The organism is Microbacterium lacusdiani, assembly GCF_054779895.1.
Map to the genome: position 1 here is coordinate 22816 of NZ_BAAGXJ010000010.1, position 26450 is coordinate 49265.

Annotated in this window: 19 protein-coding genes; 10 read left to right on the forward strand and 9 right to left on the reverse strand. The window is 72.5% G+C overall.

The window, feature by feature from the left end; all coding sequences use genetic code 11:
- Window positions 1-7 precede the first annotated feature (7 nt).
- The 3 genes from ACYVGN_RS08210 (at window position 8) to ACYVGN_RS08220 (ending at window position 3642) form a co-directional block, all read left to right on the forward strand.
- Window positions 8-919, forward strand: a complete 912-nt coding sequence (locus tag ACYVGN_RS08210; protein ID WP_460790038.1) for a phosphodiesterase — start codon at window positions 8-10, stop codon at window positions 917-919.
- Window positions 920-1006: 87 nt separating this feature from the next.
- Window positions 1007-2485 carry an aspartate ammonia-lyase gene (locus ACYVGN_RS08215; RefSeq protein ID WP_460790040.1) on the forward strand — a complete coding sequence of 493 codons (1479 nt, stop codon included), beginning with the start codon at window positions 1007-1009 and terminating at the stop codon, window positions 2483-2485.
- Window positions 2486-2727: 242 nt separating this feature from the next.
- On the forward strand, window positions 2728-3642 hold the full coding sequence (locus tag ACYVGN_RS08220) for a methylenetetrahydrofolate reductase (RefSeq protein WP_460790042.1): 915 nt from the start codon (window positions 2728-2730) through the stop codon (window positions 3640-3642).
- Between the two features lie 24 nt (window positions 3643-3666).
- Here ACYVGN_RS08220 and ACYVGN_RS08225 read toward each other — a convergent pair whose 3' ends face one another.
- Entirely contained in the window at window positions 3667-4536 is an 870-nt protein-coding gene (locus tag ACYVGN_RS08225; protein ID WP_460790044.1) for a fumarylacetoacetate hydrolase family protein, read from the reverse strand.
- 134 nt (window positions 4537-4670) lie between these two features.
- On the opposite strand from ACYVGN_RS08225, the gene ACYVGN_RS08230 reads away from it, so the two are divergent.
- On the forward strand, window positions 4671-5882 hold the full coding sequence (locus ACYVGN_RS08230; RefSeq protein WP_460790045.1) for a PrsW family intramembrane metalloprotease: 1212 nt from the start codon (window positions 4671-4673) through the stop codon (window positions 5880-5882).
- A 157-nt stretch (window positions 5883-6039) separates the two neighbouring features.
- Here ACYVGN_RS08230 and ACYVGN_RS08235 read toward each other — a convergent pair whose 3' ends face one another.
- The gene (locus ACYVGN_RS08235) at window positions 6040-7623 is read right to left on the reverse strand and encodes a response regulator transcription factor (protein ID WP_460790047.1); all 1584 of its coding nucleotides are present in this window, start codon (window positions 7621-7623) and stop codon (window positions 6040-6042) included.
- On the reverse strand, window positions 7623-9164 hold the full coding sequence (locus tag ACYVGN_RS08240) for a helix-turn-helix transcriptional regulator (protein ID WP_460790048.1): 1542 nt from the start codon (window positions 9162-9164) through the stop codon (window positions 7623-7625). The genes ACYVGN_RS08235 and ACYVGN_RS08240 overlap by 1 nt, the downstream gene beginning before the upstream one ends.
- 306 nt (window positions 9165-9470) lie before the next feature.
- Here ACYVGN_RS08240 and ACYVGN_RS08245 point away from each other — a divergent pair, with 306 nt between their 5' ends.
- The 3 genes from ACYVGN_RS08245 to ACYVGN_RS08255 all read left to right on the forward strand — a co-directional run bounded on the left by ACYVGN_RS08245 (window position 9471) and on the right by ACYVGN_RS08255 (window position 17189).
- Complete coding sequence (locus ACYVGN_RS08245) at window positions 9471-15983, forward strand: LPXTG cell wall anchor domain-containing protein (RefSeq protein ID WP_460790050.1); 6513 nt, start codon at window positions 9471-9473, stop codon at window positions 15981-15983.
- A gap of 119 nt (window positions 15984-16102) precedes the next feature.
- Window positions 16103-16474 carry an FKBP-type peptidyl-prolyl cis-trans isomerase gene (locus tag ACYVGN_RS08250; RefSeq protein ID WP_460790052.1) on the forward strand — a complete coding sequence of 124 codons (372 nt, stop codon included), beginning with the start codon at window positions 16103-16105 and terminating at the stop codon, window positions 16472-16474.
- Between the two features lie 163 nt (window positions 16475-16637).
- The gene (locus ACYVGN_RS08255; RefSeq protein WP_460790053.1) at window positions 16638-17189 is read left to right on the forward strand and encodes a YceI family protein; all 552 of its coding nucleotides are present in this window, start codon (window positions 16638-16640) and stop codon (window positions 17187-17189) included.
- A 75-nt stretch (window positions 17190-17264) separates the two neighbouring features.
- Here ACYVGN_RS08255 and ACYVGN_RS08260 read toward each other — a convergent pair whose 3' ends face one another.
- The gene (locus ACYVGN_RS08260) at window positions 17265-18560 is read right to left on the reverse strand and encodes an MFS transporter (RefSeq protein ID WP_460790055.1); all 1296 of its coding nucleotides are present in this window, start codon (window positions 18558-18560) and stop codon (window positions 17265-17267) included.
- A gap of 163 nt (window positions 18561-18723) precedes the next feature.
- Here ACYVGN_RS08260 and rpsO point away from each other — a divergent pair, with 163 nt between their 5' ends.
- Complete coding sequence (gene rpsO, locus ACYVGN_RS08265) at window positions 18724-18993, forward strand: 30S ribosomal protein S15 (protein WP_055993247.1); 270 nt, start codon at window positions 18724-18726, stop codon at window positions 18991-18993.
- A gap of 598 nt (window positions 18994-19591) precedes the next feature.
- Here rpsO and surE read toward each other — a convergent pair.
- The 4 genes from surE to ACYVGN_RS08285 form a co-directional block, all read right to left on the reverse strand.
- Window positions 19592-20335 (reverse strand): 5'/3'-nucleotidase SurE, encoded by a 744-nt coding sequence (gene surE, locus ACYVGN_RS08270; protein ID WP_134745714.1) that lies wholly within the window; start codon window positions 20333-20335, stop codon window positions 19592-19594.
- On the reverse strand, window positions 20332-21369 hold the full coding sequence (locus ACYVGN_RS08275) for a 1-phosphofructokinase family hexose kinase (RefSeq protein WP_460790057.1): 1038 nt from the start codon (window positions 21367-21369) through the stop codon (window positions 20332-20334). The genes surE and ACYVGN_RS08275 overlap by 4 nt, the downstream gene beginning before the upstream one ends.
- An 83-nt stretch (window positions 21370-21452) precedes the next feature.
- Entirely contained in the window at window positions 21453-22484 is a 1032-nt protein-coding gene (locus tag ACYVGN_RS08280) for an isopenicillin N synthase family dioxygenase (RefSeq protein ID WP_460790059.1), read from the reverse strand.
- Window positions 22485-22593: 109 nt separating this feature from the next.
- Window positions 22594-23733 (reverse strand): acyltransferase family protein, encoded by a 1140-nt coding sequence (locus ACYVGN_RS08285; RefSeq protein ID WP_460790061.1) that lies wholly within the window; start codon window positions 23731-23733, stop codon window positions 22594-22596.
- Window positions 23734-23882: 149 nt separating this feature from the next.
- Here ACYVGN_RS08285 and ACYVGN_RS08290 point away from each other — a divergent pair, with 149 nt between their 5' ends.
- Both ACYVGN_RS08290 and ACYVGN_RS08295 read left to right on the forward strand, forming a co-directional pair.
- Window positions 23883-25088, forward strand: coding sequence for an LLM class flavin-dependent oxidoreductase (locus ACYVGN_RS08290; protein WP_460790138.1), 1206 nt, complete (start codon window positions 23883-23885; stop codon window positions 25086-25088).
- Between the two features lie 28 nt (window positions 25089-25116).
- Complete coding sequence (locus tag ACYVGN_RS08295) at window positions 25117-25764, forward strand: FMN reductase (protein WP_055993257.1); 648 nt, start codon at window positions 25117-25119, stop codon at window positions 25762-25764.
- Window positions 25765-25808: 44 nt separating this feature from the next.
- On the opposite strand, the gene ACYVGN_RS08300 is transcribed toward ACYVGN_RS08295, so the two are convergent.
- The gene (locus tag ACYVGN_RS08300; RefSeq protein WP_460790063.1) at window positions 25809-26396 is read right to left on the reverse strand and encodes a DedA family protein; all 588 of its coding nucleotides are present in this window, start codon (window positions 26394-26396) and stop codon (window positions 25809-25811) included.
- Window positions 26397-26450 lie beyond the last annotated feature (54 nt).

Sequence of the window (26450 nt, forward strand, 5' to 3'; positions counted from 1 at the left end):
TCGCCTCATGCAGTTGGGTCAGTACGCGCCCGCACGCCGGACGATCGTCCACCTGAGCGACACGCACCTGCTCGCGGGGAACGCGCCGCTCGGCGGGCGCTACGACACCGAGGCGAATCTGATCCGCACCCTCGCCCGCGTCGAGCAGCTCACGGCGGACGGCGCCGTGCGACCGGACGCGCTCGTCTTCACCGGCGATCTCACCGACCTCGGCGAGCCCGGCGCGTACGCGCGGCTGCGCGAGCTCGTCGAACCGGTCGCCGCGCGGATCGGCGCGCCGGTCGTCTGGGTCGCGGGCAACCACGACGAGCGTCCGGAGCTGCGGCGGGATCTGCTCGGCCTGCCTGCCGGCCAGGAGCCCGTGACGGGCGTGTGGGATCTCGGCGGGCTGCGGCTCATCGCGCTCGACACCTCGGTGCCCGGCTGGCATCACGGCGAGATCGACGCGGCGCAGCGCGAGTGGCTGCGGGCCCAGCTGGCGGCTCCCGCTCCGCTGGGCACGATCCTCGCCCTGCACCACCCGCCGCTGCCGAGTCACGTGCCGCTGTTCGACATCCTCGAGCTGCGCGACCAGCCGGCGCTGGCCGAGGTCCTCGCCGGCAGCGACGTCCGCGCCATCCTGGCGGGGCACCTGCACTACTCGATGAGCGGCACGTTCGCGGGCATCCCGGTGAGCGTGGCGTCGGCGTCCTGCTACACGATGGACGTCGCGCTGCCGCCCACGCGCGTGAACGGCATGGACGCGGGCCAGACGTTCCACCTCGTGCACGTGTACGACGAGACCGTCACCCACACGGTCGTGCCGGTCGACGCGGACGACGCCGCCGCGTTCTTCGGGCCCGAGTGGTACGAGCGGATCGCGCGGATGACGCCCGAGCAGCGGCTCGAGCTCTTCTCGCGCAAGCCCCCGCGCGGCTGAGGCGGGCGCGCCTCGCCGCGCGTAGGCTCGGTGACGCCCCCCGCACCACAGGCGGCTTCGCATCGCCGCGATACCTGAGGACCAGTCATGGCCGACACCACTTCCGCGCGCTCGACGGCGAGCGCGACCCGCACCGAGACCGACTCGCTGGGATCGATGGAGATCCCCGCCGACGTCTACTGGGGCATCCACACCGCACGGGCCGTCGAGAACTTCGACATCTCCAAGCGCCCGATCTCGGTCTACCCCGAGTTCGTCGTGGCGCTCGCGATGGTCAAGCAGGCCGCCGCGCGCGCCAACCGCGAGATCGGCGTGCTCTCGCCCGCCAAGGCCGACCTGATCGACCAGGCCGCGCAGCGCGTGATCGACGGCGAGTTCCACGACCAGTTCGTGGTGGGCGTCATCCAGGGCGGCGCCGGCACGTCGACCAACATGAACGCGAACGAGGTCATCACCAACATCGCGCTCGAGATCGCCGGGCGGGAGAAGGGCGACTACGCGTACCTGTCGCCGATCGACCACACCAACCGCAGCCAGTCGACCAACGACGTATACCCGACCGCGATCAAGCTCGGGCTGTCGCTCGTGCACGTGTCGCTGCTCGAGGAGCTCGATCTGCTGCGGCGCGCCTTCCTCGCCAAGGCGAACGAGTTCCACGACGTGCTCAAGGTCGGCCGCACGCAGCTGCAGGACGCCGTCCCGATGACGCTCGGGCAGGAGTTCCACGGCTTCGCCACGACGCTGGGGGAGGACCACCAGCGCCTGACCGAGAACGCGTCGCTGCTGACCGAGATCAACCTGGGCGCAACCGCGATCGGCACCGGCGTGACCGCGCCGCGCGGCTACGCGGAGTCGGCGCGCAAGCATCTGGCCGACATCTCGGGCCTGCCTCTGACCACGGCGACGGACCTGGTCGAGGCCACGAGCGACACCGGCGCGTTCATGTCGTTCTCCTCGTCGCTCAAGCGCAACGCCATGAAGCTGTCGAAGATCTGCAACGACCTGCGGCTGCTGTCGTCCGGGCCGCAGGCCGGGTTCGGCGAGATCAACCTGCCGCCGCGCCAGGCCGGATCGAGCATCATGCCCGGCAAGGTCAACCCGGTGATCCCGGAGGTCGTGAACCAGGTCGCGTTCTCGGTCGCGGGCGCGGACATGACCGTGACCATGGCGGTGGAGTCGGGTCAGCTGCAGCTGAACGCGTTCGAGCCCGTGATCGCGCACTCGATCCTGCAGTCCATCATCTGGATGCGGCAGGCGATGCGCACGCTGCGGGTGAACTGCGTCGACGGCATCACGGCGAACCGCGAGCGCCTCGGGGCGATGGTGGGTTCGTCGGTGGGCGTGGTCACGGCCCTCACGCCGTTCATCGGCTACGCCGCCGCGGCGGCGCTCGCGAAGACCGCGCTGCTGACCAACCGGAACGTGGCGGACCTGGTCGTCGAGGCGGGCCTGATGGACCGCGAGGAGGTCGAGAAGCAGCTCTCGCCCATGCGCCTGTCCGGGATCGAGGCCATCACGGCCGCCGTGCCGATCGTCGCCCCCGAGGACCTTCCGACGTCCAAGTGACCGTCGTGCCGAAGGCCCCGCAGCTCGCGCTGCGGGGCCTTCGCGCGTTTCCGGATCCCACGAGGCGGGAGAGTGGTCTAGTCCAATCTCTCGGTCAGGTAGGATATTGAAATACGTCGTCACACGATTGGGGCCGCCCGGAGGGGTCGGCCTACCGTGTGGGGCGGTGGCCTCCGCACCCCCGGGCGGACGTCACAGCAGTGCTCGTCCCTCCGCCCGCACGCTCTCCCCGAGGTCACACAATGTCGCAGGCCCCGCACCTCCCGCCCCCCGTCTCATTCGAGATCACGCCCGCGCGACGCACCGAGGATGCGCCCGAGGTGGAGCGCGCGGCGAGCGCGCTCGCCGCCGCCGCGCCGTCGTTCATCTCGGTGCGCACCGGCGCCGCGGGGGTGTGCCAGGAGCGATCGCTCGCGCTCCTGCGGCACGTGCGCGACGCCGCGGGCGTGCGGTCCGTGGGGCACATCACGGGGGGCGGAACGACGCGCGCCGAGCTCACCGCGCGCATCGAGGCGCACCTGTCGGCGGGTGTCCGCGACTTCCTCGCGGTGCGCGGCGACGCCCCGCGCGCGGTGCGCGCGCGGCCGGGCATCGCGACGACCGCGGCCATCCGGCTGCTGCGACGGATCGCGGCGGCCCAGGGCGTGGAGGTGACGGTCGGCGTCGCGGCCCACCCGCATGGCAAGCCGGGGGTGACGGACTCGCACGGCGACGTCGCGGCGCTCCTCGCGAAGCAGGCGGCCGGCGCCGCCTTCGCGCTCACGCAGGTGGTGTTCGATGCCGCCTCGTACGCGTGCTACGTCGCGCGCGCCCAGCGTGCCGGCGTGACGATCCCGGTCATCCCGGGCATCATGCCGATCGCGTCTCCCGCGCGCCTGCGCAGGATCGCGGCCCTCACGGGTGTGCAGGCGCCGGTCTCGCAGGTGCTCGAGCTCGAGAACGAGCAGGACCCGCGCCGCTGGGAGGAGATCGCGGTCGCCCGCGCGGTGCGCCTCGGCCGGGACCTCGTCGAGGCCGGAGCTCCCGGGGTGCACATCTTCTCGCTCAACAGGCCCGAGACCGCGCTCGCCGTGGCGGCGGGACTGCGCGGCGAGACGGACGCGATCACGGACGCCGCGATCCGGGACGCCGCGATCCGGGGCGCGCTGGTCGCCTGAGCGGCGCGGACCGCGCGCCGCTCGTCAGTCGATGACGCGGCAGTGGGTGGTCAGCTCGCCGATGCCGTCGATGCCGACCGTGACCGTCGACCGATCCCGCATCAGGACCTGCGGCGTGCGCGAGTAGCCGGATCCGCCGGGGCTCCCGGTCGAGATCAGCGTCCCGGGCAGCAGCGTGATGCCGTGCGACAGGTGGGCGATGAGCTTGGCCACGGAGCGGACCATGGTGCCGGTGGAGGCGTCCTGCATCGTGTGCCCGTCGAGCACCGTCCAGATGTGCAGGTCCTGCGGGTCGGGCACCTCGTCGGCCGTGACGACGTACGGGCCGACCGGTGTGAAGCCGTCGAAGGACTTCGCCCGGCACCACTGCGACTCCGAGTACTGCACGTTGCGGGCCGTGATGTCGTTGACCACCGTGTAGCCGAACACGTAGTCCAGCGCGTCCGCCTCGGCGACGTCGCGCGCCGGACGCCCGATGATGACACCGAGCTCGGCCTCGTAGTCCACCGCCTCGCTGAGCGACCGCGCCCAGGTCGTCGTGCCCTCGTGCGGCGCGAGCGAGTTGGGCCACAGCGTGAACACGGTCGGGGTGTCGTCGGTCTTCAGGTTCAGCTCGCCCGCGTGCGCCGAGTAGTTGAGACCCACCGCCATGATGGACGGCGGCGTCAGGACGGCCGGGGCGAACGCCGCGTCGTCCATGCTGATCCGGTCGCCCGCGCCGGAGGCGGCCGCCTCGCGCACCGCCGCCAGGAGCTCGTCGCCCCCCGCGATGAGCTGCTCGAGCGTGCGGGGGCCGTCGGGAAGGAGCGACGGCACGGGGACCGCACCGTCGCCGTCGACGAGCACGAGGGTGGGGGCGTCGCCCCCGGGGAGCACGACGTGGGCGAAACGCATGCCTCCAGGCTAGCCGGGTTCGGCGGCGCTCCCCTCGGAGCGGCCGACGCGGGGCCCCTATGATGACCGTGACAGGCGACGGTCCTCGCAGCCGGCGCGCGGATCCGCCGAATCACGGAGCACGAGGATCGCACATGACGTACGGCACGGGTCTGACCCCGCCCCATCCGCAGCCCTTCCCGACCGCGATGGCCCAGCCCGACCGGGCGCCGGGCGCCGCGATCGCTCCGGCCCCCACGACGGCCGCGCTGCCGGTCGCGAGCCCCCGGGGCCGCCGCGCCTGGATCTGGCTGTGGCCGGTGCTCGCCCTGCTGCTGCTGGCGCTGATCGCGTACTTCGTGTCGTTCCTCGGCGCCGCCGCGTCGACCGTGGGGCTGCTCGCCGCCCTCATCCCGTTCGCGGTCGTGATCATGACCGTGATGCTGATCGACCGCTGGGAGCCCGAGCCGCGAGGCCTGGTGTTCTTCGCGCTCGCGTGGGGCGCGACCGCGTCCATCGCCTTCACCCTCATCTTCGACCTGGCGCTGACGATCGCGGTGCCGCAGCTGTCCGAGAGCGACTTCTTCGGCGCCGTCATCCAGGCCCCCGTGGTCGAGGAGTTCTTCAAGGGACTCGGACTCCTGCTGGTGTTCTGGATGGGTCGGCGCGCGTTCGACGGACCTGTCGACGGCGTGGTCTACGGTGCGCTGATCGGCGCCGGGTTCGCGTTCACCGAGAACATCCAGTACTTCGCGATCTCGCTGATCGAGGGCGGCGCGCTCACGCTCGGGTTCACGTTCTTCATGCGCGCGATCCTGTCGCCGTTCGCGCACGCGATGTTCACGGCCTGCACGGGCTTCGCGCTCGGGCTCGCGGCCCGACGCGGCATGAAGACCCCGTCGGCGCTCGTGTTCTGGATGGTCGGGATGGTCGCGGGGATCCTGCTGCACGCGCTCTGGAACGGCGCGACGTTCGTGGTCGGCGGCGGCCTGGACAGCTTCCTCGGCTACTACTTCGTGCTCCAGGTGCCGATCTTCGCGCTGTTCGTGTGGGGCGTCGTGATGCTGCGGCGGGAGGAGGCGCGGCTCACGCGCGTGCGCCTGGGCGACTACGCGGCCGCCGGCTGGTTCACCCCGCAGGAGGTCGACATGCTCGCCACTCCGCAGGGCCGCCGCACCGGCAGGGCGTGGGCCGCGTCGCTCCCCGGCGGGCGCAGCCGCCTCATGACCGCGTTCATCCGCGACGCCGCCGCGCTCGCCGCGGCGCGCCAGCGGGCGATCTCGGGGCGCGACCCGCAGGCCGCCCACGACGAGCACGTGCTGCTCGCGCGCATCACCGCCACCCGTCAGGCGCTCCTGTCGCACTGATCCGCGACCGCCCCGGAGGGGGTCTTGACAGGCTCCCGGGGCGGGAGCATCCTGTTCTCAGATCAACTCAGCGCCCGGAAGACTCGCAGGCATCGCCGCGGCCCGGGCGCTGAGGAATTTCGGGGGCAGGATCCCCGTCGACCGGGCCCCGCCGCCCTCAGAGCAGCCCCCGGCGCGCGGCCTCCTCGATCGCCGCGCCCCGGTCCGAGACCCCGAGGCGGCGGTAGGCGGCCTGCAGGTGCGTCTTGACCGTGTTGGGGCTCAGCGCGAGGGCCGCGGCCACGTCGCTCACCTGCTCGTGCTCCGCCAGCGCCCGCAGCACCGCCAGCTGCTGATGCGACAGGCGTCCGCGCGTGTCGGAGGTCGCGGGCGGCAGCAGCACATGCGACGTGATCAGGTCGGCCATGGGGATCCCGGCGGATGCCGCCAGCGCGCTGAGGTCCGCCCGCGGCACCACGGCGAGCGAGGCCCGAAGGCCGTGCGTGCTCGCGGTCTCGACCGCCAGGCGGAACGACGCGACCGCGGAGGCGTCCTGGCCGAGGCGAAGCAGCGCCGCCGCGCGCACGACCAGCGACTCCGTGCGGATGCGCGGAGACGGGCTCGACGTCTCGTGCGCCACCTCGCGCAGCGCGCCGGCGATGTCGCCGAGGCCGAGGCGGGAGGCGGCCTTGCGTGCGCGCACCAGGCCGACCGCCGGCCGCGGCAGCTCAGGGCACTGCGCGAGGGCGATCAGGGCCGCCTCGTGCATGCCCTGGTAGGCGAGCAGGGTGCCTCGTGCGATGGCGAGCGCGCACGCGTTCACACCGCCCGCCGTGCGCGCGGCCGGCCAGCTCTCGACCGCGACCTCGAGACGGCTCATCATGTCCACCGGATCGGCCGCGCGGCCGCGCGTGCCGAAGGTCGCGCGGATCGAGGCGGCCATCACCGACAGCTCCTCGAAGTCGTGGGCGGGGTCGCCCAGCAGCGCCACCGCGCTGTCGAAGTCCAGCCGGTCGCTCGCGCGGTACGCCGCGCCCAGCGCGGCGGACGCCCGGACGCGCTGCACGTGCGGGTGACGCTCGCGCAGCTCGGCCGCCTGCGCCAGCCACCGGTCGGCGGCCGCGCCCGTCCCGTTCAGCGCGTGCAGCCAGGCCAGCTCGCCGGACGACTCGAGCGCCGCCCGCACGTTGCCCGTGCGGTCCGACTCCGCATGCGCCTCGGTGAGCACGTCGACCGCGCGCGCGATCAGCCCCGCGGCGGCGAGGGTCATGCCCCACTGCGTCGCGAGCGTGCCGATCCGGGGCTGCACGTCGGCGCGGTCGTCCGCGCCCATGCCCTGCCACGCCTCGAAGGCGTTCTCGGCGACCGCGGCGGCCTCCTCGTAGAGCCCGCGGGTGCGCAGCCCCGCGGTGCGGGCCGTCAGCAGGTCCAGCCGGTCGGCGGTCGGCATGTGCTCGGGGGTGCGCACCTCGGCGTCGGGGAACACGGGCGGCTTGGCGGGGTAGGTGAGCAGATGCACGACGTACTGGCGCATGCCCATCCACCGGGGGCGCCGGCGCAGCTCGGCCGGCGGGATGGCGTCCGCCACCGTGCGCACGACGGCCGGGCGATGGCTGATCAGGATGGGGAAGTGGCGCTCCACGAGCCGGATCGCGTCGGGCCAGCGGCTCTCGGCCAGCGCCGCGAACACCTCCTCGACGGCGTCGACGCGCGCGCCCTGCGGGGGCCGGACCGAGGGCGGCCGCTCGCCGTCGAGCATCATCAGAGCAGCCCGTGCTCGGCGGCCGCGAGGGCCAGCTGCTGCCGATCCGAGACGCCGAGCTTGGCGTACAGGCGCCGCGTGAGCGTCTTGACGGTGTTCGGGCTCACGCCGATGGCCGCCGCGGTCTCGCCCGTCGTGCGCCCCGCGGCGAGCAGGCGGAGCGTCGCCAGCTCGCTCGGCGTGGCCCGTGGCGGCGGCGTGCGCGGCGCGGGCGGGCGCCGGGGCCCTGCCGCGATCACCGCGGCCAGGCTGGGGCTGTCGGCCGGCGCGAACGCGATCAGCGCCTCGAAGTCCCGCAGCGGCAGGTGGCTCAGCCCCGACGGCAGCCGGTGCGTGTCGGCGAGCGTCACGGCGCGCCGGAACGACGCCTCGGTCTGAGGATCCCGCCGCCGCAGGTGGACCGCCGCGATCACGGCCCACGCCTCCACGACCGCGCGAGGCCGTCCCAGATCGTGCAGCGCCGCCTGCGCGTCGTGCAGCGCGCGGTCGAGATCGCCCTGCGTGAGATGGACCACGGCGCGCAGCGAGCGGATCGACGGGAGGATGGGGGAGGGCAGGTCCTCGAGCAGCGCACGCGCCGCCTCCCCGCGTCCGAGGTGGTGCAGCAGGGCCGCGCGGGCCGCGGCCAGGGGGCTCAGCTGCGAGGGCGCGCCCGCCGACAGCGCCGCGTCCGTCTCGTCGAGCGCGGCGAGGGCCGCGGCCGGGTCGGCCGACGGATCCTTCGAGGCCAGCAGCGCCGACGCCCACGCCAGCTCCACGGTGTGCTCGCCGGGGCTCTCCGCCGCCCGCGCGAGGGCGGCGCGCGACTCGTCGAACGCCATGCGGTCGAACGCGGCGGCGCTCTCGGCGAGGGCGAGCGACGCGGGCTGCGGCGCCGGTCTGCCGCCGACGGGCAGCAGCGACCGGGCCGCGGCGGTCCACTGCTCGCAGGCGGGCACGCGGCCCTCCGTCGCGTGCATCCACGCCAGGTCCGAGGCCGCCAGCAGCGCGAGCCGCGTGTCCCCGTGGGCGCGCGCCGACGAGTACGCCCGGGTGAGGTCCTCCAGGCCGGTCGTCGCGTCGCCCGCGAGCACCTCCGTGAGTCCCCAGGCATAGAGCACGTGCGGCAGATCGCCGCCGAGCGCGGCGCGCTGCTCGTGCGGGATGCGCTCGAAGTCCTCGCGCGCCCGCCGGACCAGGGCGAGCGACCCGGTCAGGTCGCCGGACCGTCGCGCGACCCGCGCCTCGTTCGTCAGGCGCAGCACCGCCGCGACCGCGTCGGCACGCGACGGCGAGGTCGCCGCGGCGGCGGCCGACGGGGCCGCGAGCAGGTACGCGCGGATGCGGCGCCAGCGCGGATCCGCGTCCAGGCGCTCGGCCGGCACCGTGTCCACCACGGCGCGGACGGCGGGCATGCCGGTCGTCAGCAGCTGCCGCCAGTTCTCCTCTGCGATCCGCAGGGCCTCATCCCACGCCTGGGCTCCCAGTGCGCGATAGATCCGCGACGTGGGTGTGGGCGTCGGGTAGTGCCCGGGGACCGAGTAATCGGTGCTCCCCCTCACGAGGGTCATTATGCTCCGCGCTCGGACATCGCCCTACTGATATTCCAGGCAGCGGCCCGATGACCGGGTGACACGGGGGGTGAACCCGCGCGATTCCGCGGAATCACGCGGAATATCGAGCCGGGTGACAGGGCGGGTGAAATTCGCTGGGACCGCCCTCGGCCAGGTGCGTGGCGCGCGGATCGTTTGCGTGTGACGTCCGCGCATCCCCGGACGGAGAGCCGCCCGCCCGAAGCGGCATCCGCTCAGGGAGGCACCCCAGTGCGGGCGCACTGTGGGGGCGCATGCCCGGGTAGGAGCACATCGATGTCCAGGTACCGCAACTCGAGTCGGCTCGACGGCGACGCGGGAGGAGCCGGCGGCGTCCGTCGCGGCACGCGCTGGCTCGCTGCGCTGAGCGCGCTGCTGCTCGCGTCGTTCGGCGCGCTCGTGGCGACGCCCGCGCAGGCGGCGACCGTGGGCGGGGTCCAGACCTCGTTCGCGATCGACGGCGACAAGCTCGCCCCGGACGACTGGGAGGCCTTCTACGGGCCGGGCCTCACGCCGGGCGGGCTGCCGACGACCGGGATCATCGACAGCTACGCCAACAGCGAGGCGTGTCGCGGCGACGGCACGACCACCGAGGACCCCACCATCAGCGGCACCAACAGCCAGACCATCAACTCCAACCCGTGGCAGATGAGCCCCGGCCCGTACCCGAACGAGAAGAGCGATCTGTGCTCCGCGGGCGCGGCCTACGAGATCGTCGACGTCAACGGGCAGCAGCACGTGATCCTGTACCAGTACTGGACCCGCGCCCCCGAGGGCACCGGCGACCTGTCGATCAACTACTCGTTCGAGGGCGGCGCGCCGGGCCGCGACGGCGACCGCCTGGTGCAGTTCAACGTCAACCCGAACGGCACGACCAACGCGATCGGAATGATCTGGGACGGCGTCTCGTGGGTGCAGACGCCGAACATCACGTTCGAGGCGGCGGTCGGCACCAACCCCGACTTCCCGGGCTCGCAGGACGACACCTTCGGCGAGATGGCCATCGACCTGACGGCGTCGGGCCTGCTGCCCGAGACCGGCTGTCTGACGTTCACGACCGGCGACATCGTCACCCAGACCGGCAACGCCACCACGGGCGGCCAGCTGCAGGACTTCATGTCGGGCGGCGACTCGCTCACGATCGGCAGCTGCGGCCCGCTGACCGTGCAGAAGGAGGTCACCGGGCCGGTCCCCGAGGGCACCCTGTTCGACTACCTGATCGATCAGGAGGACGGCCTCGCGACGCACGGCGCCACCCGGCCCGCCCGCGACACCGACGGCAGCACCTCGACCGTCACGGCCCAGATCGAGGCCGGCGGCTCGCACACGTACACCGACCTCATCGCCCAGCCCGACTACCGCGTCGCGGAGCTCGTAGCGAGCCTGCCGACCGGGGTGACCGGGCTGTCCGTGGTCTGCACGTACCAGAACCCCTTCCTCGTCGGCAGCCCGCAGCAGACCACGACCGTGTGGGAGAACGGCGCCTACACGGGGAACACATTCGTGCTCTCCGCCGCGACGCTCGGCCTGATGACCCCCGTCTGCGTCATCACGAACCAGGTGACCTCGCTGACGCTCGACAAGATCGTCGTCAACGACGACGGCGGCACCGCCACGGGCGCGGACTTCCCGCTCACGGCGACCGGCTCGGGCGGCGTGGTGCTCACCGGCGCCGACACCGACTCGGACGGCGGCAGCGCGCTCACCGCGCTGGTCGGACCGGGCGGCTACACGCTGTCGGAGCAGTCGCTCGACGGCTACACGGCCGGAGCCTGGTCCTGCACGGGCGGATCCCTGCAGGGCGACGTGGTCACGATCGCCGCGGGCGAGGCCGTGACCTGTGCGATCACGAACGACGACCAGCCCGCGCACCTCACGCTGGTCAAGGACGTCGTCAACGACGACGGCGGCACGGCGATCGACACCGACTTCACCCTCACCGCGAGCGGCCCCACGCCGATCTCGGGTGCCGAGGGCGACGCGGCGGTCACGGACGCCGAGGTCTCCGCGGGCACCTACACGATCGCCGAGGAGGCGCTCGCCGGATACGAGCTCACCGGCATCCAGTGCTGGACGGACGACACCCGTCAGACCGAGGTGCCCGTGACCGACGGGCAGATCGCGCTCGGCAGCGGCGGATCCGCGTACTGCGAGCTGACGAACGACGACCTGCCCGGCTCGCTGCAGCTGATCAAGGAGGTCGTCAACGCCGACGGCGGCACCGCCGCACCGGGCGACTGGACGCTCAGCGCCGACGGCCCCACGCCCATCTCGGGCGCCGGCGGTGTCGGCCCCGTCGACGTCAGCGCCGGCACCTACACGCTGTCCGAGACCGGCGGCGCCGCGGGCTACGAGGCCGGCACCTGGATGTGCTCGGGCGCGACCGCGGAGGGCGACACGGTGGTCGTGCCGAACGGCGCCGCGGTCGTCTGCACGATCGTCAACGACGACATCGCGCCCCGCCTGACGCTCGTCAAGGAGGTCGTGAACGACGACGGCGGCACGGCCGCCGCCACCGACTGGACGCTGACCGCGACGGGCCCCGTCGAGATCACCGGTGCGACCGGCGATGCCGCGATCACTGGCGCGGCGGTGCAGGCCGGCGCCTACGAGCTGACCGAGAGCGGCCCCGGCGGCTACGACGCGGGCGACTGGTCGTGCACGGGCGGCAGCCTGCAGGGAGCGACCCTCACGCTCGGTCTCGACCAGAACGTGACCTGCACGATCGTCAACGACGACATCGCCCCCCGGCTCACGCTGATCAAGCAGGTCGTGAACGACGACGGCGGCACGGCCGTCGCCACCCAGTGGACCCTCACGGCCGACGGCCCGACACCGATCTCCGGCGCCACGGGCAGCGGCGCCGTGACCGACGCCGCGGTCGAGGCGGGCGTCTACACGCTCTCCGAGGACGGCCCCGCCGGATACAGCGCGAGCGACTGGTCCTGCACGGGCGGCACGCTCGACGTGGACCAGCTGACCCTGGCCGTGGGTGAGGTCGCGAGCTGCACGATCGTGAACGACGACATCGCGGCGCTGCTGACGCTCGTGAAGGCGGTCGTGAACGACGACGGCGGCACAGCGGCGGACACCGACTTCACGCTCACGGCCGACGGTCCGACGCCGATCTCGGGTGCCGAGAGCGACCCGGCGGTCACGGCGGCACCGGTGTCGGCGGGAAGCTACTCGATCGGCGAGGCGGCCGTCGACGGCTACACGCTGCTCGGCATCTCGTGCTGGACCGACGACACGCGCGAGACCGCGCTGGACGTCGTCCAGGGGCAGCTGGAGCTCGGCAGCGGGGACACCGCGTACTGCGAGCTGACGAACGACGACCTCCCGGCGGCGCTCACGCTGGTCAAGGAGGTCGTGAACGACGACGGCGGCACGGCCGTCGACACGGACTTCACGCTCACGGCCGACGGTCCGACGCCGATCTCGGGTGCCGAGGGCGACGCGGCGGTCACCGACGCGCTGGTCTCGGCCGGCACGTACACGCTCGGCGAGGAGGCGCTCGCCGGATACGAGCTCACGGGCATCCTGTGCTGGACCGACGACACGCGCGAGACGACCGTCACGGTCACGGGCGGCACGATCGACCTCGCCAACGGCGGGTCCGCCTACTGCGAGCTGACCAACGACGACATCGCGCCGCTGCTCACGCTCGTGAAGGCCGTCGTGAACGACGACGGCGGCACCGCGGTCGACACGGACTTCACCCTCACCGCGACCGGACCCACGTCCATCGGGGGCTCCGAGGGCGACGGGGCCGTGACGATGGCGCCGGTCACGGCCGGCACCTACCTGCTGGGCGAGCTGCCGATGACGGGCTACGCGCTCGTCGACGTCTCCTGCTGGACCGACGACAGCCGCGAGACGGCGGTGCCGGTCGCGGACTCGCAGGTCGCGCTCGCGAACGGCGCCACCGCCTACTGCGAGCTGACCAACGACGACATCGCGCCGCTGCTGACGCTCGTCAAGGAGGTCGTGAACGACGACGGCGGCACGGCCGCCGACACCGACTTCACGCTCTCCGCCGACGGACCCACGCCGATCTCGGGTGTGAGCGGCGAGGACGCCGTCACGACCGTCCCCGTCACCGCGGGCGAGTACGCGCTCGGCGAGACGGGACCGGCCGGCTACGCGCCGGGCGACTGGGGCTGCGACGGCGGCGCGCTCGCGGGCTCCAGCCTGACGCTCGAGGTCGGGGACGTCGTCGTCTGCACGATCGTGAACGACGATCTGCCGGGCGAGCTGACGCTGATCAAGGACGTCGTGACCGACGACGGCGGCGAGCTGGATCCCTCGGCGTGGACGCTGACGGCGGAGGGCCCCGTGACGATCACGGGGGTGACCGGCGACCCCTCCGTGACCGACGCGATCGTCCCGGCCGGCGACTACACGCTGTCGGAGGACGGCCCCGCCGGGTACGAGCCCGGGGTGTGGGTGTGCGACGGCGGCATGGTCACGGCCGAGGGCGTCGTGACGGTGCCCAACGGCGGCGACGTGACCTGCACGATCGTGAACGACGACATCGCTCCGCACCTGACGCTCATCAAGGAGGTCGTGAACGACGACGGCGGCACGGCGGCGGCGACCGAGTGGACGCTCACGGCCGACGGCCCGTCCGACATCTCCGGCGCGACCGGCGACGCGACCGTCACGGGCGCCGCGGTGCTGGCGGGCGAGTACGCGCTCGGCGAGACGGGCCCCGCAGGTTACAGCGCCGGCGCCTGGAGCTGTGAGGGCGGCAGCCTCGACGGGTCCACGCTCACGCTCGAGGTCGGCGAGGACGCGGTCTGCACGATCGTGAACGACGACATCGCCCCGCTGCTCACGCTGGTGAAGCAGGTCGTGAACGACGACGGCGGCGACCTCGGCACGGCGGACTTCCCGCTCACCGCCGAGGGGCCCGACACCATCACGGGCGTCTCGGGCGACCCGGCGGTCACGGCCGTCGCGGTCACGGCCGGCGAGTACGCGCTGTCCGAGACGACGGCCGCGGGCTACACCGCCGGAGCGTGGAGCTGCGTCGGCGGAAGCCTCGACGGCTCGACGCTGACGCTGGGCGTGGGCGACGAGGTCGTGTGCACGATCGTCAACGACGACCTGCCGGTCGATCTCGCCCTCACCAAGGACGACGGCGGCGCGACCGCGGCGAACGGCGGCAGCTTCGACTACACGATCACGGTCGAGAACATCGGCGACCGCGCGGCCGACCTCGACGAGCCGGTCACCGTGGTCGACCAGCTGCCCGAGGGCATGGTCTTCGTGTCCGGCCCCGAGCAGTGCTCGGCGGTCGACCGCACGATCACCTGCGACGTCGACCCGGCTCTCCTGGGCGTCGGCGGGACGGTCGAGCTGGTGCTGACGGTGGCGTTCGAGGCGGATGCCCCGGCGGGCGAGTACGAGAACATCGCCTGGGTCACGACGGACGACGATCCGGCACCGGAGGAGCCCGAGTGCCCGAGCGAGTCGAACAACGTCGACTGCGAGCCCACGCCTCTGCAGCTGCCCACCCTCACGCTCGTGAAGATCGTCCTGAACGACGAGGGCGGCGAGGCGGAGCCTGGTGACTTCGTCCTCACGGCGACCGGTCCGGTGACCATCACCGGCGTGACCGGCGACGAGGCCGTCACGGCGGCGGAGGTCCCCGCCGGTGTCTACACGCTGTCCGAGACCGGGCCGCAGGGGTACGACGAGGGCGTCTGGACGTGCCTGGGCGGCACGCTCGAGGGCGACGTCGTCACGATCGTCGGCATCGTCGACGCGGTCTGCACGGTCTCCAACCCCGACCGCCCCGTCGACCTGCAGCTGACCAAGGACGACGGCGGCGTCACGGCCGAGGCCGGCGACGAGTTCGACTACACGATCACGGTGGCCAACACGTCCGGGCGCGACGTCGACGCCGACGACCCGGTCACGGTGGTGGACGAGCTGCCTGAGGGGATGGCGTACGTCTCGGGTCCCAAGGAGTGCACCGCCGACGGCCGCACGGTCACCTGCGAGCTCGACCCGACGCAGTTGACGGCGGGAGCGAGCGTCGTGCTCGAGCTGACCGTGCGCTTCGAGCCGGACGCGCCGGCCGGGGAGTACGTGAACCTCGCCTACGTGACGACCGAGGACGACCCGGCTCCGGAGGAGCCGGAGTGCCCGGAGGTCGGCGATGTGGCGGTGGCGACCGTATCGGCTCCCAACGTCGACTGCGAGGAGACGCCGCTCGTCGCGGGCACGCTCGACGCCGAGAAGTCGGTGTGGGAGCAGGACGGCGACGACTGGATCGAGTCGGACGGCATGGTCGACTTCGGCGACGTGGTCCGCTACCAGATCGCGCTCACGGCCGGCGGCGACGCCCTCAGCCGCGACGTGGTGGTGGTGGACGAGCTGGAGGACGGGCTCGAGAGCCTGCTTCCCGCCAGCTGCTCCGTCGAGTGCGAGGCGACGTACGACGAGGACACCGCGACCCACCGGATCGAGATCGCCGAGATCGAGGAGGGCACGGTGGTCACCGTGACCTTCGACGCGATGGTCCCCGACGCGCCGGCGCTCAAGCCCGGCGAGAAGGTGGAGACGTCGTTCGACAACGTCGCCGCGGTGAGCACCCGCAACCAGCCCGAGACGCCGACCAACACGGTGACGGTGACGGCCAAGGCGTCCAAGGCGCCCGTGGCGCCGCCGCTGCCGCAGACCGGTGGCGAGATCGGCTGGGGCAACGCGGCCCTCGGCGGCGGGCTGCTGCTCGCCGGCTGGCTGCTGCTGGCCCGCTCGAGGCGGCGCGTCACGGCATGAGGCCCGTCGCGGGCCGGGCGCACATCCCCTCGAGGCGCCCGGCCCGCGGCGTGCGCTGTCGGCGTAATCCGGTGCACGCGGCCCCCATCGCGCGCGGGGTTCGTGGTTCGATGGATGCCATGAGCGCAGATCGCACCAAGCCCGAGTTCGACGCCCCGCAGGGCCCCGCCCCGTCGGAGCTCGTCGTCCGCGACCTCATCGTCGGCGACGGCGCCGAGGCCAAGCCCGGCGACACCGTCACCGTGCACTACGCCGGCGTCGAGTACGAGACCGGCGAGGAGTTCGACTCGTCGTGGAACCGCGGCGAGAGCATCCAGTTCCCGCTGCGCGGCCTGATCCAGGGCTGGCAGGACGGCATCCCCGGCATGAAGGTCGGCGGCCGCCGCGAGCTGGTCATCCCGCCGCACCTCGCGTACGGCCCCGCGGGCGCCGGTCACTTCCTGAGCGGCAAGACCCTCATCTTCATCATCGACCTGATCGACGTCGCCTGATCCCGATCACCCGAGGCGTCCCTCCGCACGCGGCTCCGGCCGTGGGGGAGGGGCGCCTCCGGCGTTTCCGGAGAATTCATCCGGAGAGTCTGGAATATATGCGCGTGCATAGGTATTGTTCTCGGTACACCGCCGATCACGGCACGACCTTCGAGGAGACCCCATGACCATCGAGATCCCCGGCTACCGTCCCGGCACCTACGTCATCGACCCCGCGCACAGCGAGGTGGGCTTCAACGTCCGCCACATGATGATCTCCAAGGTGAAGGGCAGCTTCCACGTCATCGAGGGCGTCATCGAGGCCCCCGCGAACCCGCTCGAGGCGAAGGTCTCGGCCAAGGCCGACGTCGCCTCGATCAACACCAAGGACGAGGGCCGCGACCAGCACCTCCGCTCGGCCGACTTCTTCGACGCCGAGAACCACCCGACCATCACGTTCGAGTCGACCGGCGTGCGCGAGCAGAACGGCGAGTTCCTCGTCGACGGCGACCTCACCATCAAGGGCGTCACGAAGCCCGTGACCTTCACGGTCGAGTTCGGCGGCTTCGGCGCCGACCCGTGGGGCAACTACAAGGCGGGCGCCACGGGCAGCACGACCATCAACCGCGAGGACTTCGGCCTCACCTGGAACGCGGCGCTCGAGACGGGCGGCGTGCTGGTGGGCAAGGACGTCACCATCACGCTCGACCTGCAGGGCGCGCTCAAGCAGGACTGACCTCGCACCCTGTGAGGGGCGGGTGCCGGACGGCATCCGCCCCTCGTCGCGTCCGCAGCCGGCCCGCCCGGTGCGTCACGGCGTGGGCGCCTCGGCGTCGTAGGCGCGGAAGCGCGTCGCGAAGCGCAGGATGACCGCCACGACCACGATGATCGCGACGCCGCCGACGAGCGGCGGGAACCACAGCGCGATCCCGGCGAGCGTGCCGGTGTAGAGGGCGCCGACCCGCGGACCGCCGGCGACCACGACCATGAAGATGCCCTGCAGGCGGCCCCGGACGGCGTCGGGCACCGCGGCCTGCAGCATCGTCTGCCGGAAGATCGCGCTGATGTTGTCGGCCGCGCCCGTGAGTGCCAGGCAGACGCACGCGAGCACGATCATCGGGATGTCCGGGTGGGTCTCGTCCACGCCCCTCCCGCCGAGCGCGGCCACGAGCAGAACCAGCCCGAACAGCCCCGTCGCCAGGCCGAACGCCTGGATGGCGCGCGCGATGCCCACGCCCTGCCGCCGCACGGATCCGACCCGGCCGGAGAACAGGCTCGAGACGAACACGCCCACCGCGATCGACGCCATCAGCAGCCCCGAGGTGACCTCGCCGCCGCCGAGCAGCACCACGCCGAGCGCGGGGAACAGCGCGATCGGCTGCCCGAACGTCATGGCGATCACGTCGAGGATGAACTGCATCCGGATGTTCGGGGCGACCTTCAGGAACCCCAGGCCGTCGACGATCGACCGCAGCCCCGGCCGGTCGGTCTGCCCCTCGGGCGGCAGGTGGGGCAGGGTCGCGAGACCCAGGAACAGCGACAGCGTCAGGATCGCGTCGATCGTGTAGGTGATCGGGTAGCTGAACGCGGCCACCAGCAGGCCGCCGAGCGCGGGCCCGGCCATCACCATGATCCCGGCGGTGATGCCCGTGAGCGCCGCCGCCGCGGGGATGAGGTGCGTCCCGACCAGGGCGGGCGTCATCGCGGCCTTCGTGGCCGATGCGACGGTGGTCGCGGCCGAGCTCGCGATCGACAGCGCGTACAGCCACGCCTCGTTCACCAGGCCCGACCACGCGAGGACCGCGAGCAGCACCGTGGCGCTCCAGCCGATCGCCGCGGCGACCAGCGCCACGAGCCGGCGGTCGAAGTGATCGGCGAGCATGCCCCCGTAGAGTCCCGCCACGATCATCGGCACGAGACCCGCGACCGCGATCATCGACACCGCGAAGGTCGATCCCGTCAGGGCGAACATGTGCAGCATCACGGCCGTGATCGTGAGCTGGCCGCCCAGACCTCCCAGCAGCGTCCCCACCCACAGTCGCGCGAACGCGGGGCTCTGGGTCAGCGGACGCAGGTCGATGAGATGTCCGCCGCCGGTTCGAGCCACGAGAAGACATTAGTCCGTGGGCGAACGGCCAGGCGCCGTGCGGTCGCCGAGGCCGCCGGACGCTGGTAGACTCACGTGGTTGCCGTTCGATCGGCCGCGGATAAAGAGAGCTCGCGCATCAGGCGTCGGGCGCCGCGCAACGAAGAGGAAGGGGATCGGTTCTATGGCACTGGAAGCAGACGTCAAGAAGGCGATCATCGAAGAGTACGCGACGCACCCCGGTGACACCGGATCCCCCGAGGTGCAGGTCGCGATGCTGACGCAGCGCATCAAGGACCTCACCGAGCACCTCAAGGAGCACAAGCACGACCACCACTCGCGTCGTGGCCTGTTCCTGCTCGTCGGTCAGCGCCGCCGTCTGCTCGGCTACCTCCAGGACATCGACATCGAGCGCTACCGCTCGCTGATCGAGCGTCTCGGTCTGCGCCGCTGAGCTGAGAGCAGCAGAGCGCACCAGCGTTCAATCGTCTTCGAGAGATCCCGTCCCAGGTGTGGGGCGGGATCTCTTGCTTTTTCAGGAGCGTCTCGCACGCTCGCGCCGACGCTCCGCGCCGGACACTCGCGAGCGAGGAACGTCGCTTCGCTCCACGCTCGCTTCGCTCGCACGTTCTTTTCAGGAGCGGTCGCACGCTGCGGGGCCGCAAGCGGCACCCTTGCGAGCGAGAACGTCGCTTCGCTCCGTTCGGCAGCGCTTCGCGCTGCGGGGTCGCTTCGCTCCACGCTCGCTTCGCTCGCACGTTCTTTTCAGGAGCGGTCGCACGCTGCGGGGCCGCAAGCGGCACCCTTGCGAGCGAGGAACGTCGCTTCGCTCCGTTCGGCAGCGCTTCGCGCTGCGGGGTCGCTTCGCTCCACGCTCGCTTCGCTCGCACGACCGTAGATGACCGGGGGTTCTCCCCGGTCGTTGAGCGGAGCGCAGCGGAGTCGAAACGGGCTGATCCCCACGGCTACCCCACACGCCGCTTCGCGGCGCGCGGGGCACCTCGCCGCGTGGGCCCAGAGCGCAGCAAGTCGAAGCCGACCGCCCCGCGGCTTCACCCCTCGTAGCCGAGGTGGCGGTGCGAGACCGGCTCGATGCCCGTGAGCGTCGCGTAGCCGTCCGCGAGCAGCGCGGCATCCGTCCCCGGCTGCGGGACGTGCGGCAGGTCCTCGACCGCGAGCCGGATGTGCTTGTGGCCGCGCTCGCTCAGCGTGGTCTGCACGATGCCGAACGGGGCCAGGGGCGCCTCGCGGATCCCGCGATGCTCGGGCGCGTTCGGCACGTTGAGGTTGACCACGGAGCCCTTCTCCAGCGACATCAGGAACGGCAGTGCGTCGATCGCGGTCTGGGCGGCAGCGTCCCACTCGAACACCTCAGGGCGCATGCCGACGTCGAGCGACACCGCGAGCCCCCACGCGCCGTTCAGCCCGCCGGTCAGCGCCGCGCCGACCGTGCCCGAGTGCAGGATGGCGCGCCCCACGTTCGCACCGTGGTTCACGCCCGACAGCACCAGATCGAACGTGTCGCCGAATGCCCCGTGGGCCGCGATCAGCGCGATCAGGCCCGGGCCGCCGCGGACCGCGAACGCGGGGAGCTCCTCCAGCCCGTCGATCTCCCGGCGGTCCACGGCGATCCGGCCCTCCTCCTCGCCGGCGACGATGGACGCGCTGGCGCCGCTGGACTGCCGCTCGGGCGCCGCGATCGTCACGTCCAGACCGTGCTCGCGCGCGGCGCGCGCCAGCGCGTGCAGGCCGGGGGCGTCGATGCCGTCGTCGTTCGTGACCAGGGTGCGCGTCATGCGGGGTCCTCCGGCGCGGGCTCCTCGTGATGCGGGCGATGATCGGTCGGCTCGGCCAGCGCGGCGAGGCCGTCGGGGCTGACGCGGCCGTGGCTGTCGTCCGAGTCGTCGGCCGAGGGGCCCCGGAGCGTCCGCACCCGCACGCTGTCCCTCAGGCGCGCGATCGTCTCCTGCTCGCCCGTGCCGAGCCCGTGGCGGGTCACGTTGAGCGCGCCCGCCGCGGCTCCGGTCAGGATCGCCTCGCGCAGCGGCTCGCCGGCGGCCAGCCCCGCGCACACGCCGGCGGTGAGCGAGTCGCCGCCGCCCCGGGTGTCGGTCGTCTGCAGCGCGGGCGGCGTCACCTCGTGAACGGTGCGGCCGTCCAGCACCAGGAAAGGCCGGTCCGCGCGGGTCACGATCACGTCGCGCGCGCCGCGGTCCCGCAGGGCCTCCATGGCCGCGACGACCGAGCCGACGTCCTCGCCCTCCAGAAGCCCGTCCGCGCGCAGCTCCTCGTCGCTGACCTTCAGGAGGTCGACGCCGCCCTCGAGCGCCGCGGTCATCCGGTCGCCCGCGAGGTCGACGACGACGCGCACGTCGTTGGTCCGCAGGTCGGCGGCCAGGCGCCGGTAGGTGTCCGCGGGCAGCGCGCCCTCGCCGTGGGGGCCGCTCAGGATCGTCAGCCCCGAGGCGATGCCCTCGCGCAGGGTCGCGCCGTACAGCTCGTCCAGCTCGTGGCGGCCGAGCGGATCCCCGTCCATCTCGGCGACCTCCGTGCGCTGCCCGTCGCGGCGGTCGTGCACGTACGCGGCGCCGCGGCCCGACCGCTCGACCGCGACCACGCGGAAGCCCTCGTCCTCGAGCAGGCGCTGCACCACGCGCCCGGTCTCCCCGGTCAGCGCGCAGCAGATCGTGACGCGCACGCCCAGGCGGCGGAGCATCCGGGCCTGCCAGACTCCCTGGCCTCCGGCGTGGATGTGGATGTCGGGCCGCGCGTCCTGCTCCTCTATCGTGATCGTGAGCGCGGGTGACGGCGCGAAGATCGTGACGTCCATACGGCCGAGGCTAGAACGGCGGAGCCCGCGCGGTCAGCCCCCTTGCGGGGCCGCCGCGCGGGCGCTACCGATGACCGGGAGGACTACGCCTTGGCGCGCGCCGCCAGGAGGTCGGCGTGCCAGCGCTCCGCCACGTCGGGGTGGGCGCGGAGGCGGTACTTCAGGGCGTTCTCGCCGTACAGCGTGTGGATGGGGTTGCTCGGGTCGTCCTCGACGCCGCGCGCCAGGGCCGCCAGCTCGGCGGGCAGCTGCAGCGTCGGCATGTAGTCGTCCAGGCCCGGGTTGAAGAAGAACGGCACCGAGATGCGGTCCTCGGGGTACCGGGGCGACACGACGCGGTGGTTCGTCGCACGCAGGTAGCCCTGCGTGGCCGCCTCGAGCATCTCGCCGATGTTGACCACGAACGCGCCCGGCACCGGGGGAGCGTCGACCCAGTAGCGGTTGCCGTCCGCGTCCTCGCGCTCGACCTGCAGTCCGCCGCGGCCCGGCTCGATCCACAGGAGCGTGAGCACGCCGCCGTCCTTGTGCGCGCCGACGCCCTGCTGCGGCTCCGGCTCGGTCGATCCCGGGTACCGCACGATCTTGATGAGCGACGACGGGTCCTGGAACGCGCCGTCGAAGAAGTCCTCCTCGGCGCCGAGCGAGAGCGCCCAGGCGCGCAGCAGCCGGCGCGACACGTCCGACAGCCGGTCGTGCCACTCCTCGACGACCTCGCGCAGCTCGGGCAGGGCCTCGGGCCACAGGTTCGGGCCTGTCAGGCGCTGGTAGTCCGGTGCCTCGGGGTCGGTCACGACCTCGCGCTCGGGACCGATGTCGATCTGCTCGCGGAAGTCGACCTTGCCCTGCGTCAGCTCGCCGCCGAGCCGCGTGTACCCGCGGAACTGGGGGCTCTTGACGTTCTCGATCGCGAGCTTCTGCTCCTCGGGGAGGGCGAAGAACTCCCGCGCGACGCGGTGCAGGCGCGCCTCGAGTTCGGGCGAGACTCCCGTGCCGGTGAGGTAGAAGAACCCGACGTCCCGCGTCGCGGCGGCGAGCTCGTCGCGGAAGCGCGCGGCCGCTTCGTCGCCCGCGTCGAGCTGGGACATGTCGAGGATCGGCAGGTTGAGGTCGGTCATGTCACCACGCTACGACGGTCGGGGGTCCGACGGATCCCCGCGGGCGGCACTGTTACGGCGGGGGCTCGCCGCGGGTGCTCGCGAGGGCCCTGTCGTCATATGGAGCGGGTCAGGGCCGAGGCGCAGCGCGGGGCCGGCGCGATCCCGTCGGGTCGATCCCGCGGCCGGCCTGCGGCGTGATGCCGGGGTCGGCGAACAGCCACCGCGGGCGGGGCTCGATCAGCGGCCGGAACAGCCACCTCACGGGGCGCGACGCGAGCAGCAGCGTGATCGCGACCGACAGGATGCACACGAGCGGCAGCCACAGCCACGTCGGCTCGAGATCGCGCAGCGCGCCCGACTCGCGGAACGGGTAGAGCACGAACGAGTGCAGCAGATAGATGTACATCGTGTACGTGCCGAAGCGCGTGAACCAGAAGCCGCCGCGCGGCACCAGCACGAAGAACGCCGCGCACAGGATGAGCGCCACCAGCATGAGCGCGAGCCGCACGCCGCCGGCCCACCACGGGGCGTCGCCGAGGAAGTGCGCGTAGTCCTGGTCGTAGAAGAGCCAGTTGCGCATGTCCATGGCCTCCCAGCCGGGAAGCCCCGCCCAGGCGGTCCACCCGGCGAGCGCGAACACCGCGAGCGCGCTCAGCCGCGCCCACCACGCCTTTCGCTCGAGCAGGCGCAGCCGGTCGACCACATCGTGCTCGCGCAGCCACCATCCCAGCGCGAAGAACGGAAGGAAGCCGAGCATGCGCGACAGGGAGAACGTGCTGTCGACGTTCGGGAGGTAGCCGACGCCGATCGAGATCAGGACGGTCCACAGCAGCGGCCAGCGCAGGAGCGCCAGGTAGGGGAGCACGAGGCGGAAGATGCCGAGCGCCAGCAGGAACCACAGCGTCCACGACGGCTGCGTCAGGTTCGGATCGGGGTCGCCCTCGACCAGGCCCTTCGTGATCCACCACAGCGCCTCGAAGATGATGTACGGCACCAGGATGTCCGTGATGACGCGCGCCATCTGCCGCCGCGTGGGCGGGTCGGCCTTCGAGAAGTAGCCCGAGATGATCGCGAACGCGGGCATGTGGAACGCGTACACGACCAGATACAGGGCGTACGCGATGTCGGAGTCGTACGTCAGCCGCTGGACCGCGTGGCCCAGCACCACGAGCACGATGCACGCGAAGCGCGCGTTGTCCCAGTAGGGGACGCGTCGGCGCGGGCGGGGGACGGCCCCCGTCGTCGGGGCGTTCGGTGCCGAGCTCATCCCGATCACGCTACCGTCGCGGCGCGCGGCATGCGGGAATAGATCTGGCGATCGCGTGTTGAAGCGGGTATATTCAACCGCATACAAATGCGACCCACCCCACGCACCCGCCGAACGACGGGCAGATCGGAGATGAACAGATGAGCCAGATGCAGTTCGGCATCTTCTCGGTCAGCGACATCACCGCCGACCCGACCACGGGCCACACGCCCAGCGAGGCGGAGCGCATCCGCGACATCGTCACGATCGCCAAGCACGCCGAGGAGGTCGGTCTCGACGTCTTCGCGCTCGGCGAGCACCACAACCCGCCGTTCTTCTCGTCGTCGCCCACGACGACGCTCGCGTACATCGGCGCGCAGACGACGGACCTCATCCTGTCGACCGCCACGACGCTCATCACCACGAACGACCCGGTGAAGATCGCCGAGGACTACGCGATGCTGCAGCACCTCACGGGCGGCCGCGTCGACCTCGTGATGGGCCGCGGCAACACCGGCCCGGTGTACCCCTGGTTCGGTCAGGACATCCGCCAGGGCCTGCCGCTCGCGATCGAGAACTACGCGCTGCTGCGCCGCCTCTGGGACGAGGACGTCGTCGACTGGGAGGGCAAGTTCCGCTCGCCGCTGCAGGGCTTCACGGCGACCCCCCGTCCGCTGGGCGGCGTCCCGCCGTTCGTGTGGCACGGATCCATCCGCACCCCGGAGATCGCCGAGCAGGCCGCGTACTACGGAGACGGCTTCTTCGCGAACAACATCTTCTGGCCCAAGGAGCACTACCAGCGCCTGATCGCGCTGTACCGCCAGCGCTACGCGCACTACGGACACGGCACGCCCGAGCAGGCGATCGTGGGCCTCGGCGGCCAGGCGTTCATGGCCAAGAACTCGCAGGACGCGGTCAACGCCTTCCGTCCCTACTTCGACAACGCCCCGGTCTACGGCCACGGCCCGTCGATGGAGGACTTCATGGAGATGACGCCGCTCACCGTCGGCTCGCCGCAGCAGGTCATCGACCGCTACGCCGCGATGCGGGACTACTACGGCGACTACCAGCGCCAGCTGTTCCTGATGGACCACGCCGGCCTGCCGCTCAAGACCGTGCTCGAGCAGCTCGACCTGCTCGGCGGCGAGGTCGTCCCGGTGCTGCGCAGGGAGCTCGCGCAGAACCGTCCGGAGAGCGTGCCGGACGCGCCCACGCACGCCGCGCGCGTCAAGGCCGTCTACGGCGACGCCGCGCCCCGCGAGGCGCGGCCCACGTCGGCGGGCGGCAACAACCTGACCGTCGGCGGTCCCTACCAGGACACCCCCGCCGCCGCCCCGAAGGCCGGCTCGGCCTTCGGCAGCGCCGCGACCCGCTGACCCCCCGAGACCCCACAAGGAGATCGACATGACCGACACGCGCCGCATCGCCGTCGTCTCGGCGGGACTGTCCACGCCGTCGTCCACGCGGATGCTCGCCGACCGTCTCGCGGCCGCGACCGTCGCCGAGCTCGACGAGCGCGGCATCACGGGCGAGGCCGAGGTGTTCGAGCTGCGCGACTACGCGCACGACATCACCAACAACCTGCTGGCCGGCTTCGCTCCGCCCGCGCTCGAGAAGATGCTCACCCAGGTCGCCACGGCCGACGCGCTGATCGTCGTGACGCCGATCTTCTCGACGAGCTACTCGGGGCTGTTCAAGTCGTTCATCGACATCCTCGACCGCGAGGCGCTGAGCGGCAAGCCGGTGCTGATCGGCGCGAACGCGGGCACGGCCCGGCACTCGCTCGCGATCGACTACGCCATCCGCCCGCTGTTCGCCTACCTGCACGCCGAGCCGGTCTCGACGGGCGTGTTCGCGGCCTCGAGCGACTGGGGCGGCAAGGAGGACGAGGTCGCCCCGCTGAGCTCGCGCATCGAGCGCGGCGCGCGCGAGCTCGCCGAGGCCATCGCGGCCAAGCCCTCGCTCACCGAGGCCGACCCGTTCGACCCCGACACCTACCTGGGCCAGGGCCGCTCGTTCGGCCACCTGCTGGGAGGCCTCGCGGGGGAGTGACCCGCACGATCGAAGGCCCGGACCGCGCGCGGTCCGGGCCTTCGTCATGCGGCCGGGCGGATGCGCCCGATCGCGAAGTCGATCGTCCAGCCGACCGCGAGTGCGATGGCGATCGAGATGAGCACCGCCACGACGGTGCCGCCGGGCACGATGGAGGCGATCGCCGCGCCCACGAGCGCCTGGAACGCGGCCCAGGCCGTGGCGGCCACGGCGGCGATCGGCAGGTAGCGCACCGCAGGCACGCCCGCGGCGCCCGCCGAGAGGTTGACCGCGAGCCGGCCGAACGGGATGAACCGCGCCGTGAACACCGCCGTGGCGGCGTGCGTGCGCAGGCGCGTCGATGCCCAGTCCATCGCCTGCTGCGGCCGCGGGTGCTGCAGGACGCGCCACATGCGCGGGTGCAGGAGCCGGCCGATCGTGTAGCACGACGCATCGCCCGCGAACGCCGCGAGCGCCCCGATCAGGATCACCGACCACAGCGGCGGCAGCCCGCTCGCCGCCGCGACGCTGCCGAGGGCCGTCACGGCCACCTCGCCGGGGACGACCACCAGGAACGCGTCGGCGAAGACCACCCCGGCGAGCACCGCGAGCGCCCAGGGGTTCGCCGCGAGCCCGACGATCATCGCGTCCATGACACGTGTGTACCCGACGCCGGTGAACGACCGGAGAACGCGCCCCGCTCATCG